Below are 15331 nucleotides of genomic sequence, written 5' to 3' on the forward strand. Positions count from 1 at the left end.
TAATTTATTTATCTAGGCTATTTTTTTGATTCGAAAACTTCAAAAATATTGTCCAACTCGTCTAGAGTCATATCATTCTCACTGAAATCACTTGGAGTAAGCTCGATTTCATCTTTTTCGCTACAAAACTTCATCAGAGCGACTAGATTTTGACGATAAAGGCTTCCCAGCATCTTAATAGTTCTCTTACTAAATACCTTTGGATTGTAGCTGATATTAATCTGTAAAACTCCTCCTACCACCATTCCATTCCATTCAAGTAAATGCTCCTGATGGTTCTTTCCGCTAATTTGTCGGCCCATCGGCATGCTAGAGTAGAGTTGAACATCGTCTTCTTCAAAAGCTCCAAGGTAGTTAAAACTAATTTCAGGCTCTATCGTCTTTCCTATAGCTACACTTGAATTTAAATACTTGAAAACTCCATACCCAGCTCCCTTTTTTGGTACCTTTCGGAGGGTCTCTTTAACAGTCTTAATAACAGATGCCATATTGCCTGAATCCAGTTCAAAGATGACGGGGAATATGCTTGTAAACCATCCTACCGTTCTGCTTAGATCCATTCCATCTATCAACTCTTCTCTTCCATGACCTTCCAGACTAACGGCCAGAGTATTTTCTCCTGTCCACTCCTTTATTGTCATTGCGAGAGCAGCTAGAAGAAGATCATTAATTTCTGTCTGAAATACCTTGTGTACCTCAGTTAAAAGCATGATGGTTTCATTTTTGTTTAACAATATCCCTTCTATTTGTAAATCTTCATATAGATGCCTACCTGAATACTGATAGTCTTTAGGCAATGTTGGTATTGTCTTAGACTGAATGTTTCTCCAATAAACAACCTCTTTTTCATTTTTGCGACTCGATACGTATTGTGCAAGTCCATTAGCCCAATCCTGATAAGAAGTTGTTTTTGCCGGAAGAGAATCATCCCCTTTTTCATATAGGCGGTAAAAATCCTCAAGGAGGATCCTCCATGATACTCCGTCTATTATCAGGTGGTGAATGGCGATTAGCAAATGGCTACCTTCTTCTGTGTTGAACACTGCCAGCTTGAAAAGCGAGCCATTAGAAAACTGGATGCTTCCCTGTATTCGATTTGCCTCCTTCTCAATTAAAGAAACAGGATTTTCCATACCCCTAAAATCAAAGTTTTTTACAGTGCACTCAATCCCCTGTGTTCCCCGATTATACTGAGAGGAAGAATCCAAAGAAAAAGCAATCCGCAATGCATCATGATGCTCGCATAGTTTTCTGAAGCAGTTCTCTATTAATTCAGGCTTCCATCCTTCTTTCCTAAACAACATCATCGATTGATTAAAGTGCTCTGGCCTTTCAAATTCCTGTTCTAAAAACCAATGCTGTATAGGAGTAAGAGGAATTGTTCCCTCAATTGCACTCTGTTTGGCTTCTGTCTGGAAAGACTCAATAAATGGACTCAATTCATATATAGTTGGATTTTTAAACATTTCCATCATGTTCAGCTTTAAATTGAGCTCATTTAACCTTGCAGCGATCTGAATGGCTTTAATAGAGTCACCTCCCAGTTCGAAGAAATTATCATGGATTCCTACACGCTCCACCCGTAGAACTCCCTTCCATACATCTGCAAGCAGCTTCTCCATTTCAGAGAGAGGTGCAGTGTACTCCGTTCCTTCGTCCATCGTAAAATCAGGTTCTGGAAGAGATTTCTTATCTATTTTCCCATTAGGTGTAAGCGGTAGAGAATTCAGCCTTATAAAGTATGAAGGGATCATATATTCAGGCAGCTCTTTCTGCAGGTGCTGGCGCATCTCTGTAACCATCCAGTCTCTCTCAGAAACGATATAGGCACATAAATTACGATCCTTGAGAACAACGACTGCTTCTTTGACAAAAGCATGTTCAGTCAGCTTGGTTTCTATTTCTCCCAATTCAACTCGGTAGCCCCTGATTTTTACTTGCTCATCATTCCGGCCTAAAAACTCTATATTTCCATCGGACAGCCAGCGAACAATATCTCCCGTCCTATAAATCTTTTCATTCACTTGATATGGATTAACAATGAAACGCTCCTTTGTCATATCTCCTCTATTTAAATATCCGCGAGCTACTCCCTCTCCTCCTATAAAGAGTTCTCCTGGAACCCCTATAGGTTGCAGCTGGAGGTCTTTATTAAAGATATAAACACGCTTATTGGCAATTGGTTTTCCAATCACCACTTTATTCAGCTCTGGACTGCATTCGCCAATAGTAGCATCCACTACTGTTTCAGTAGGTCCATATGCATTTAAAAATCTCCTGTTTCTTCCCCATACTTTCACCAGATCTACAGGTAACGCTTCCCCGCTGGTGCTTAACGTATGTAAATCTGGCAGTTCAGCAAACGGAAGTGCTTTTAACATGGATGGGGGAATAAAAGGAATGGAATTTATCGCATTTTCTTCCAACCACTTAACAAACTCTTGCCCAGAAAGAAAAATCTCCTTATCACAGATATAAAGGGTAGCACCCGATAATAGCGTATGAAAAATATCTCCCACAGAAGCATCAAAACTGTAAGAAGCAAACTGAAGGACCCTGCTTCCCTCTCGTATGCCATATGTTTCAGCCATGAGCTGCAAATTACTTACGCCTCGATGCTCTATTAACACACCTTTCGGTTTTCCGGTCGACCCCGATGTATATATAACATAGGCCAGATCTTCTGCCTGATTGATATGTTCAAGATTCTCATCAGCTCCGTTATACACATGAGGCTGATCAATCAGAATAGTCTCTCCCGTAAAGCCTTCCATAATTTTCACACTACTTTGTGTTAAAAGGCGTTGAACCCCACTGTCTTCAAGGATATAGCGAATCCTTTCTTCAGGATATGACGGGTCAAGTGGGACATAAGCTCCACCTGCTTTTAGTACACCCAGAATACCGACAATCATTTCAAGAGAGCGGTCTACCATGATTCCAACCAACTCTTCCCTAACCGTTCCTCTTTCTCTTAAAAGCCTTGCAAGTTGATTAGCCCTAGAATTCAACTCTCGATAAGTAAGCTGTTCGTCACCAAAAACTACGGCTACAAGCTCAGGTGTTCTCTGAACCTGTTCCTCAAACAGTTGATGAATTGCTTTATCATTCGGGAACGGCTTTTCAGTTTGGTTAAAAGTATACAGAAGCTGATGTTTTTCTTCCTCTGTCACCAGAATCATATCTGACAGCTTTTGTTCAGGATCTTCAACTATCTGATACAGCAGATGAAGAAAATGATCTCTCATTCTTTCTATAGTATCTTGGGTAAACAGGCTTGTACTGTATTCTATAGAAATATAAAGCTCTCCTTGCTCAGTTTCAGCAATGTCCCAGTTAATATCATATTTTGTATTGTTATAATCCCAGCTATAGGAATTAAAAGATAATCCTGGTATTTCCAAGTTTTTCATTTCCATATTCTGCAAGTTCAACATTGTATCAAACAAGGGATTCCGACTAAAGTCTCTCTGTAAATTAAGCTTTTCCAAGAGTTCTTCATAAGGATAATCGGCATTTTCATAAGACTGCAACACCTGTTCTTTTACCTGAAGAAGGAACTCTCGGAATGTAAGTGTTCCTACAGGATGATTTCTAAGAGGGAGAACATTAATAAAAACACCTATTACTTCTTCCAAATCGGCATGTGTTCTTCCAGCAATTGGTGAACCAATGATTATATCTTCCTGCCCAGTATATTTTGAAAGGAGGATATTATAGGCTGCCAACAGCACCATAAAAAATGTTGACTCTTCTTCAGAAGAAATTTCTTTCAAACGAAGCACCAGTTCATTATTGACCCGAAAACTGAATGTCTTCCCCGAAAACTGTTTAATCGGCGGACGAATAAAATCCGTCGGTAACTCTAAAATTGGAAGCTCCCCAGAAAGTGTATTTAACCAATACTGTTCTTGTTTTTTCAATGATTCAACCTGACTCTGTTCTTGCTGCCAGACTGCATAATCTTTGTATTGTATTTGTAAGTCATTCAATTTATTTCCTTGATACAATTCTGCAAAATCCTGCAACAGAATATTTGTAGATACACCATCTGAAATAATATGATGCATATCCATCATTAAGATATTATGATCGTCCTTAATCTGCACAACTTTAACACGAAACAAAGGTGCCTTGCTAAGATCAAAAGGTTTGATAAAACTTTCAATAATATCTGGCATTTCAAATAATTCACCCTTGATTAATTCAAATGGGAATTCAACTTCTTCGTAAATTTCTTGCACAAGCTCTCCTTCTTTGAACAGAAACACTGTCCTGAGTGACTCGTGTCGGCTCATTAAAGAGCAGAACGCCTGATAAATCCGCTCTATATCAAGTTCTCCATTAACTTCAACAATAATCGGAATGTTATAACTTGTCCCACCTTTAGCTTCTTCAAGCTTCTGAGCTGCATACATTCTTTTCTGAGCAAACGACACCGGATAAAACGGCCTTTTGGATGCTTTTTTAACTGAACGGTATTCTTGTTTACCAGCAGCAGTAATAAAGGACGCCAGCTTTTCTACAGTTGGCGAAGAAAATATAGCCTTAATAGGAATTTCCGTATCTAGCTGCTTTTGAATCCTAGAGGCAAGGATCATAGCCTTTAGTGAGTGGCCACCAAGTTCAAAAAAGTTGTCGTAAAGGCCGACCGGCTGCACTCTAAGCACCTCTTCAAATATACTTGCAAGCACCTTTTCTGTTTCAGTTACTGGTTCAAAGTATTTCCTTTCTTTCTCTTTGAGAACCTGAGGTTTAGGAAGCTTACTTTTATCCACCTTCCCATTAGCATTGAGCGGCAACCTTTCCAGTTCCAAAATAAAAGTAGGTACCATATAGTCCGGAAGCTTTTTGGCAATACAATCACGAATTTCCTCGATATTGATTATTCCTTCAGCTGAAATATAAGCACATAAATAAGAATGGCCGTTAACATCTTGATAGTCCGTAGCAAAGGCTTTCCGTACAGCAGGGAATTCAAGAAGCTTTGTTTCCACTTCTCCGAGTTCTACCCTATGCCCTCTTATTTTCACTTGTTGGTCTATTCTTCCCAAGTACTCAAGGTTTCCATCTGGCATCCAGCGGACAAGATCCCCCGTCTTATAGATTTGATCGCCAGGCACGAAAGGATTCTCCACAAAACGCTCTTCTGTCAAGTCTGGTCGATTCAGATATCCGCGGGAGACTCCGTCTCCTCCGATAACCAGCTCTCCAGGAATCCCTTCCGGCTGAAGCTGACCACTAGGGCTTAAAACATAAGCCGATGTATTACTGATTGGCTTCCCAATCGGCACCGTATGGAGGTTAATCATAGACTCAGTAACAGGGCAAGCCGTGGCAAACACTGTTGTTTCGGTTGGTCCGTATACGTGAATGAGCCTGTCTTCTCCCATTGCCCTCAATGCTTTTCGCACATGTTTGACTGACACCATTTCACCGCCAAACAGGAGCTTTCGCAGCCCTTTTAGACTTTCAAGATCCACATCCACAAGCGTGTTGAATAGCGCTGTTGTCATGAACGAAATTGTTACCTGTTCTTCTTGGATTAGGCGTGAGAGCCGGAGAGCATCTCCAACCGTTTCCTTCGGAACGAGCACCAACCGCGCTCCATGAAGAAGTGATGCATAAATATCAAAGGTAGAACCGTCAAATGCATAATTGGACAACTGAAGGAACCGGTCAGTTTCTTTCACTTCCAAATAGCCGTTGTTAATGACCGTCCGGATGACATTCCGATGGGTAGTCAGATTTCCTTTCGGTTTCCCAGTAGATCCTGAAGTATAGACAATATAAGCTAAGTCTTCTGGCCCGGAAGCCCTACCTAGATTGGAAGAATCCCTTTCCTCTAAAGCTTCCTCAATTGTAAGAACCTTCCCTTCATAGGTGTCCGGAAGAACGCCTCCGTGAAGAATTACAAGTTCGGTTCCGCTGTCATCAATCATATATTGAATCCGTTCCGCCGGATAACCTGGATCGATCGGAAGGTAAGCAGCACCAGATTTAAGAATGCCCAGTATACCTGCAATCATTTCAAACGAGCGCTCCGTGAGAAGTCCGACCGTCTGCCCTTTCTTTACTCCCTGCTTTACCAAGCTACGTGCAATCTGATTAGCCATTCTGTTGAGTTCCTTGTATGTGAGAACCTTATTTTCAAACACCAAAGCGACATTATTAGGTGTTTTCGCTGCCTGCTCCTCAAAAAGTGAACAGATGGACTCTTCTTTTGGATATTGGCTACAGATGTTATTCATATCTATTAGTCTTTTTATCTCTTTTTCAGATATAATCTGTATATCTTTTATCTTGATTTCCGGATTCTCGATGATTTGAGTAGCAATCTCTTGTAAATGTCCGGGGATATTTTTCATCCATTCAGAGTTATAGACATTGCCATTGAATATTATCTTGCCGCTAATCTCATCACCAGAATGAACCTGAATGCTTAATTTATAATTTGTCTGTTCAAAAGCCTCGAATCCCACAATGCGGAAACCTAACTTTTGTTCTTGATTATGATCAAAATCATCCATAGCTACAGGAAAATTCTCAAAAGCTACAATATGATCAAACACCTGCTCACCAAATTTGGTGTTTTCCTGTATTTCTGCCAACGAAACATAATCAAACTGACTGGAAGCAAGTGCCTTCTCCTGTGATTTCTCTACTAACTGATGAAATGTATCATTCTCACTGCTTGTAATTCTTACAGGAATCGTGTTTATGAATAACCCAACAATCTTTTCTACATCTGGAATGTCCGCTGGTCTGCCAGAAACTATTGAACCAAATACAACATCGTCAGTGTTATTCAATTTCTGCAGCATAATACCCCACATCGTTTGAAAAACGCTATTTACTGTAACTTGTTTAGACATGGCAAGCTGCGATATTTTCCGAGTTATATCTTTATTAAAGCTGAACTTTATTTCTTGATGCATAAAATCTGTGGGTTCCTGCGCAGACCAATTATATGGAATTCCCTTAACACCGCTATAGCCCTCAAGAAACTTCTTCCAATACCCTCGGGCTACTACATCATCCTGCTCATCCAGCCATTGAATGTATGTACTATACGGCAGCCCTTTTTCCAGATAAATAGGTATCTCCTGAATGTAATCGACATAATACTTAAAAAGATCATTTAAGATAATGCTCATACACCAGCCGTCCATTAAGATATGGTGGTGACTCAATATTATTTGAAACTGGTTCATTTTTGTTTTTAATACGGCAAGGCGGATGAGCATATCACTTTGGAGATTAAAGCCCTTTTGTCGATCCCTCAATTTATATTCTTCTAGAAACATCGTTTTCTCTTCTTGGGACATATGTGAAATATCTTCAAAGCTTACTCTGGTTCTCCGGTCTTTTAATACAACCTGAGTTGGCTCTTTAATTTTGGAGTAAAGAAAAACCGTCCTTAACACATCATACTTTTCAATCAAACGATTGAAACTTTCTTCCAAGAAGGGGACATTAAGTTCCCCTTCAATTAGAAAGACCATCTGTTCAAAATAAGTATCATTATTTTCATCTTTTAGTGCGTGAAACAGCATCCCTTTTTGTGTCGGGGATAACTGGCATAAATCCTTTACCCTAGAAACGTCAAACATCAAATCACTCCAGATCGTATAGTATTTTTCAGTTACTTAACACTCTTTAAAGCCTCAAATACATCATCCAAATCTGATTGAGTCAGCTGACTCATACTAAAATCACTAGGTGTTGGTTCTGATTTCTCTTTTGCCACACAATGGTTGATAATATGAAGAAGATGACTTTTATACTGGTCAAGAATGTTTTCGACTGTCCCGACATTGTATTGGATAGAGTTAAACATAAGATTAAGCTTTAATTTCCCATCGGTAACAATTGCAATAAGTTCAATACCCGTGCCATGTTTATTCTCCAAACTAACTGGTTCTCCCATTGGCATCACAGGGTATTTCGCTTTGCTATTAATTTCAAACTGTCCCAGATAATTAAAAATAATTTCTGGTTTTATCTTATATTTTATTTTATTTTCTTCCGCTGGAACCAAATACCTGAGTACACCGTAACCTGCACCTTTGCGGGGTACTTTTCGTAATGTTTCTTTTACTCCTTTAATAACACTACCAAGATCGCTTGAAGGCACATCAAATACCACAGGAAACATGCTTGTAAACCAGCCAATCGTCCTACTTAAATCTGCTCCTTTTATGAAATCTTCACGACCATGGCCTTCTAAGCTGACTGCCATCCTATTTTCTCCTGTCCATTCCTGAACTGTTAGAGCAAGCGCCGCAAGAAGAAGGTCATTAATTTCAGTCTGGTAGGCCCGATGGGCTTCTGTCAGAAGCTGGTGTGTTTCTTTTTCGTCAAGGCTGAAGTGCAGAGCTTCTATTTTACTGAAGCTTCCATCGTTTTCCCTGTCCTTCGGCAGGGGAGCCACTTTCATAGATTCGACACCTTCCCAGTACGGAATCTCTTTTTGTATAGCCCTGCTCCTTGCATACTCAGACAGCCCACTTGCCCAAGCACGGTAAGAGGTGGACTTCGGTGGAAGAACTTCTCCTTTCTCATATAGACGATAGAAATCCTCCAGAAGAATCCTCCAGGACACTCCGTCTACCACAAGATGATGAATAATAATTAATAAATAACTTCCTACGTCAGTCTCAAAAATCCCCAATTTTATCAGCGGACCTTCTTCGAGATTAAGGCCAGCCTGGAGGTAATTCGCTTCTTTCTCAATTAAAGGTTTTGCATCTGTTACTCCCCTAAAGTCAAATCGCTGAAGAGTAAAATCAATAGCTTCCGTTCCCCGGCTGTACTGCTTCGAAGAAGGATAAACCATTCGGAGCGCATCATGATGCACGCAAAGTTTGTGGAAAGCCTCTATCACCGCTTCACTATTCCACTCTTCCTCTCGGAACAGCATCATAGATTGGTTAAAGTGTTCTGGTATAGGAAACTGCTGTTCAAAAAACCAACGCTGTATCGGCGTCAGAGGTACATCGCCCTGAATTAGGCCTTGCTCTGCAGATGCAGCTGCGAACCGAATATATGGAACAAGCTCGTATACTGTTGGATTTTTAAACAAGTCTTTCATCTCGAATTTCAATCCATGTTCGTTCAGCCTAGCTGCAATTTGGATCGCTTTAATGGAGTCTCCTCCCAATTCAAAAAAGTTATCATGAATGCCAACTCGTTCTGTCCGGAGTACTTCTTCCCATACAGTTGCTAAGAGTTTTTCCCTATCTGATAGAGGTGCTGAGTACTCTTCCCTCAGTGGCGCCGCACTTGTCGGCTCAGGCAGTGCTTTTTTGTCAATTTTTCCGTTAGGAGTAAGCGGGAAGGATTCGACCTCAACAAAATACGAAGGAATCATATAGTCAGGTAAAACTTCTCGCAGATAATTTCGAATGGAAGAAACCGTAACCTTCCCTAAAGAAACTATATATGCACAAAGATAGCTATAATCTTGCTCATCTATTACGGAAATAACAACGGCTTCCTTAACGGCACTATAAGTTAAGAGACGACTTTCAATCTCTCCTAATTCAATACGATGCCCGCGGATTTTGACCTGGTCATCCATTCTTCCAAGGTACTCCAGATTCCCATCTTCCAGCCATCGGGCCAGGTCACCTGTTTTGTACATCCGCTCTCCTGGTTGAAACGGATTTTCGACAAAGCGCTCTTCCGTTAGCTCTGGACGATTCAAATAACCTCTAGCCACACCTTCCCCGGCCACATACATTTCACCGCCAATTCCAACGGGTAGGAGGTTCTTCTGTCCATCCAGCACATACACCTGAAGAGTGGGAATCGGCTTTCCAATATTGCTGATGTTAGTCTCGATTTCTTTTTCAGTAATTTCCTTATACGTGACATGAACAGTCGTTTCCGTAATCCCGTACATATTAATCAACTGAGTAGAAGGATAGGCTGCTTTCCAGTCCTTCAGCTGCAGAGGGGACAGCTTTTCACCCCCAAAAATAACTTTACGGACCGGCATCTCGGCTGCCCTCACCTTTTTCATCTGGTGAGAAAGCTGATAAAATGCCGTAGGCGTCTGGTTCAAGATGGTCACTTTCTCTTTGAGAAGCAGCTCAGCAAAAGCCTCCGGATCCCGAGCCACAAAAGATGGAACAAGAACTAACCGGCCTCCATACAACAAGGCACCGTACATTTCCCAAACTGAAAAATCAAAACAATAGGAGTGGAACAATGTCCAAACATCTTCTTCCGAAAAGTCAAAGAGATTCTGATCGTTAAACAAGAGACGTATCACGTTTCGGTGTTCCACCATGACTCCTTTCGGCTGTCCAGTAGATCCCGAGGTATAGATGATATAAGCCAAATCATCCGGACCAGCTTCCGCTCCCAGATCCGCAGAATTTTCTTTCTCCCATTCCCGTTTCCAAAGCTCCAGTACCTGTCCGGAATAATGGGCGGGAACGTCTTCTGCATACTGGACAATCAACTTTTCGGCCCCGCTATCTTCAAGCATATAGCGGATTCTTTCCTCCGGATAATCCGGATCAATCGGAAGATAAGCTGCACCCGCCTTTAATATACCGAGGATACTTATAATCATCTCGGGTGAACGATCGACTAGAAGGCCTACTATCTGTTCGCGACCTACCCCCTGCTTCTGAAGAAAGCGGGCCACTTGGTTAGATTTTCTATGCAGTTCGCTATAAGACACAGAACCTTCTTTATACTGTAAAGCAACTTTATCTGGAACTTTTTTTACCTTGTCCATAAATATTTCATGAATAGTCTTTTCCCTTGGATATTCTGCCTCCGGAGGATTAAACTCTTTCAAAATCTGACTACTCTCATATGGAGTAGCTAATTGAATATTGAATATTAGTTTGTCTAAATCATCAGTAATCTGTGAAAGCAGATAAGAGAAATGAAGGTACATTTTCTCTACCGTTTCTTTTCTGAATATACTAGTACTATACTCTATCATTACCTTCAGTGAACTATCTTCTATTATGGTCCATGTGAGATCATATTTTGCATTCCTCCTACGCCAAGAATATGGCGCCACATTTAACCCAGGAATATGAATCTCATCAATTTTCATATTTTGCATAACCATCATTGTATTAAATAGAGGCTGACGACTAAGATTTCTTGGTATATTCAATTTTTCTATGAGCTCTTCCAGTGGATAATCCGCATGTTCAAATGCTTTTAGAATTCCAGATCGAACATTTGCAATAAATTCTCTAACAGATAAAACTCCTTTTGGTTCATTTCGAAGTGGTAAAGTATTGATGAACATCCCGACAACGTCTTCTAAATCTGAGTGTTCCCTTCCCGCTACAGGAGAACCTACCACAATATCCTCCTGTCCTGTATATTTAGAAAGCAGAATAGTATATGCTGACAAAAGAATCATATACAATGTAGAGCCTTCTGCTGCTGAAATACTTTTGAGCTTCTGATATAACTTACTATCCAGTTCAAACTCTAAGGTTTCACCAAAAAAGGACTGCACAGGAGGACGGGGAAAGTCTGTCGGTAGTTCAAGAACCGGCGGATCACTTTTGAAACAGTCCAGCCAATATTCTTCTCCGGCTTTTATTCTATTTTTATATTCAGCAGTCTGTTGCCATTCAGCAAAATCCTTATACTGAATTCTTAAAGAAGGCAGCTCTTTACCCTGATACAATTGGATAAATTCCTGTATAAGAATATTTACAGAAATGCCATCTGAAACGATATGATGAAAATCCAACATGAAAAAATAGCGAGTCGATTCCACTTTCACCAAAAGTGCCCGAAAAGGAAGGCCTGTTTCTAAGTCAAACGGTCGAATAAACTCATCAATAATTTGTGGCAATCTCTCTTCTGTTATTTCTTTTAGTTCAAACTCAAAATTGCAATGGGACTCAATACGCTGAATTAACCGATCATTCTTAAGGTGAAAAGTGGTTCGTAGAGGTTCATGACGGTCAACCAAGCTGGATAGTGATTGGTGAAGTCGATCTATATCTAATGTTCCTTCCAGCTCTAAAATTAAAGGCATATTATAATGAGTAGATTGTGTGCCCCCCTCAATTTGTTGGACTACATACATTCGGCGCTGAGCAGCAGAAACCGGGTAGTATTCCCTCTTTGGAGCCCGTTTAATAACATGGAAATTCTCTTTATCTGAATCCCTAATATATTGGGCCATATCCATTAGTATTGGGTTTTCAAAAATCTTCTGAATTGGGATACGGGTTTCAAACTTTTTGTGAATGGCCGCAGCCAACTGTGTAGCTTTTAATGAATGGCCACCAAGCTCAAAGAAATGGTCCCTTCTCCCCAGCTGTTTTATGTCCAGTACTTTACTCCAAATTTCAGCAAGCTCTCTTTCGGTATCATTAATTGGTTCCTCATACTTGCCAACTCTCTCTTTTTGTGGTTCTGGTAGTCCAGCCTTATCAATTTTCCCATTAAAAGTAAGGGGAAATCGGTCTAGAAAGACATAATAAGCAGGAATCATATATTCTGGCAGCATTCCCTTTAAGTAAGTGCGTATAGAATTTTGACTCCGTACTTCATTAGTAACCATATAAGCGCATAGATACGACTGCCCCTGATTGTCGTTCCTCGCAATTACACACGCTTCCTTAATGTATGGAACAGCAAGAAGTCTGGCTTCAATTTCTCCTAATTCAATGCGGTGCCCGCGGATTTTGACCTGGTCATCCATTCTTCCAAGGTACTCCAGGTTTCCATCTTCCAGCCATCGGGCCAGGTCACCTGTTTTGTACATCCGCTCTCCTGGTTGAAACGGATTTTCGACAAAGCGCTCTTCCGTTAGCTCTGGACGATTCAAATAACCTCTAGCCACACCTTCCCCGGCCACATACATTTCACCGCCAATTCCAACGGGTAGGAGGTTCTTCTGTCCATCCAGCACATACACCTGAAGAGTGGGAATCGGCTTTCCAATATTGCTGATGTTAGTTTCGATTTCTTTTTCAGTAATTTCCTTGTACGTAACATGAACAGTCGTTTCCGTAATCCCGTACATATTAATCAACTGAGTAGAAGGATAGGCTGCTTTCCAGTCCTTCAGCTGCAGAGGGGACAGCTTTTCACCCCCAAAAATAACTTTACGGACCGGCATCTCGGCTGCCCTCACCTTTTTCATCTGGTGAGAAAGCTGATAAAATGCCGTAGGCGTCTGATTCAAGATGGTCACTTTCTCTTTGAGAAGCAGCTCAGCAAAAGCCTCCGGATCCCGAGCCACAAAAGATGGAACAAGAACTAACCGGCCTCCATACAACAAGGCACCGTACATTTCCCAAACTGAAAAATCAAAACAATAGGAGTGGAACAATGTCCAAACATCTTCTTCCGAAAAATCAAAGAGATTCTGATCGTTAAATAAGAGACGTACCACGTTTCGGTGTTCCACCATGACTCCTTTCGGCTGTCCAGTAGATCCCGAGGTATAGATGATATAAGCCAAATCATCCGGACCAGCTTCCGCTTCCAGATTCGCAGAATCTTCTTTCTCCCATTCCCGTTCCCAAAGCCCCAGTACCTGTCCGGAATAATAGGTAGGAACGTCTTCTGCATACTGAACGATCAGCTTTTCGGCCCCGCTATCTTCAAGCATATAGCGGATTCTTTCCTCCGGGTAATTCGGATCAATCGGAAGATAAGCCGCACCCGCCTTTAATATACCGAGGATACTTACAATCATTTCTAAGGATCGCTCAGTTAAGATTCCTACAATCTGATTCCGCTGTACTCCTTGCCTTCGAAGGCTCCTTGCCACCTGATTGGCCATTCTATTTAATTTGGAATAGCTAACTTCCTGGTCACCAAAGACCAGAGCAGTACGAGAAGGCATCATAAGCACCTGTTCTTCAAAAAGTGCTGAAAGAGTCTTTGTTTTTGGATAAGTTCCGCCAGTAGAATTAAACTTTTCCAAAATTCTAGTTTTATCCTCAACAGAAAGCATATCTATTTCATCTACCTGTACATCAGGTGAATGAACAACCGTATTTACCATCATTTTTAAATGTGAAAAAATGGCATGTATTGTATCTTGTGTATACCTACGTTCATTAAAAATAATTTTTATTATTAAATCCTGGCCAGGTCCAATAAGGAGATTAAAGTCATAATTTGTCTGATCAAATGCGTCCACTTCCGTTAAAGTGAACCCGTATTTATCCATACCTTCTCTGCTTTGAATCGAATCATCAAATGGATAATTTTCAAAAACAACCATGTGATTAACCAATTGATTTCCCGTTTCTTTACCGGATTGAATATCAGCAAGGGAAACGTAACTAAAAGGTTCTGACCTAAGAGCCTCTTCCTGCAGCTGCTTAACTAGCTGCAGGAAGCTCTGGCCGGCAATTTTTTTAACCCTCACCGGCACTGCATTAATAAATAAACCAACGATTTTCTCAACACTAGGTATTTCTGATGGCCTACCAGAAACAATTGATCCAAAAACAGCATCCGTAGTATTGTTATATCTTTGTAGAAGAATGCCCCAAATTGCTTGGATAACCACATTTAAAGTGACCTTGCACTGTCTGGCTAAATCATTTAGCTTCTTGGTAATATCGGTTCCGAGCCTAAAAACAATCTCTTTCCTTTCATAACCTAGTAAAGCCTCAGAAGTACTTCTGCTTGGAAGGTTTGCAATTTGATTGTAGTCTTTTAAATAGTTATCCCAATAAACCCGAGCTTCTTTCTGATCTTGCTTTTGTAACCATGAAATATACTTACTGAATTCAGCTGGTTTTTCCAGCTTTGGCTCTTCCCCATTACGGATTTTCCCATATAAATCGAATAGTTCATTTAAAACAATTCCAAGAGACCACCCATCCATCAAAATATGGTGGAAGCTCCATATAAACGTATAATCTTCTCTACTAGTCTGAAAAACAGCAAATCTCATCAGTAGATCTTTCGAGAGATTAAAACCCTTCTTCTTATCTTGTGATTTATAGTATTCTATTATTGAAAACTGCTCTTCTGCAGGTTTAGAAGAAAGGTTTTGATAAGCAATTTTTATGCTCCTCTCTTTTAGAACAACCTGTTTAGGTTTACTAACCCCCTCATGAAGGAAGACGCTTCTGAAAATAGCATGTCTTTCAATTAACAAATTGAAGCATTTTTCAAACACAGGCAAATCTAAACTGCCTTTGAATTTAAAAGCCATCTGTTCAAAATAGGCATCACTATCACTGAGCAATGAATGGAAAAGCATACCTTCCTGCATTGGAGATAGACTATATATGTCATCAAATTTCTTCTCTTTCAAATTATCCCTCCATCCCATAAAGCTAGTGTAACTTTCTCAAGATGA

The 15331-nt window shown here is 40.5% G+C and carries 2 protein-coding genes; both read right to left on the bottom strand.

The window, feature by feature from the left end; all coding sequences use genetic code 11:
• Positions 1–17: 17 nt before the first annotated feature.
• A complete protein-coding gene (locus KFD70_RS03715) occupies positions 18–7613 on the bottom strand; it encodes an amino acid adenylation domain-containing protein (protein WP_431612937.1) in 7596 nt (2531 codons plus the stop codon).
• A 32-nt stretch (positions 7614–7645) separates the two neighbouring features.
• Complete coding sequence (locus KFD70_RS03720) at positions 7646–15286, bottom strand: amino acid adenylation domain-containing protein (protein WP_431612939.1); 7641 nt, start codon at positions 15284–15286, stop codon at positions 7646–7648.
• Positions 15287–15331: the final 45 nt, after the last annotated feature.

Origin of the sequence: Bacillus pfraonensis, from assembly GCF_050768835.1 — a bacterium.
Lineage (GTDB): Bacteria > Bacillota > Bacilli > Bacillales > Bacillaceae_G > Bacillus_A > Bacillus_A pfraonensis.

Bases quoted from the DNA above. Each gene is read 5' to 3' on its own strand.
- KFD70_RS03715 (WP_431612937.1), bottom strand. From the start codon at position 7,613: ATGTTTGACGTTTCTAGGGTAAAGGATTTATGCCAGTTATCCCCGACA.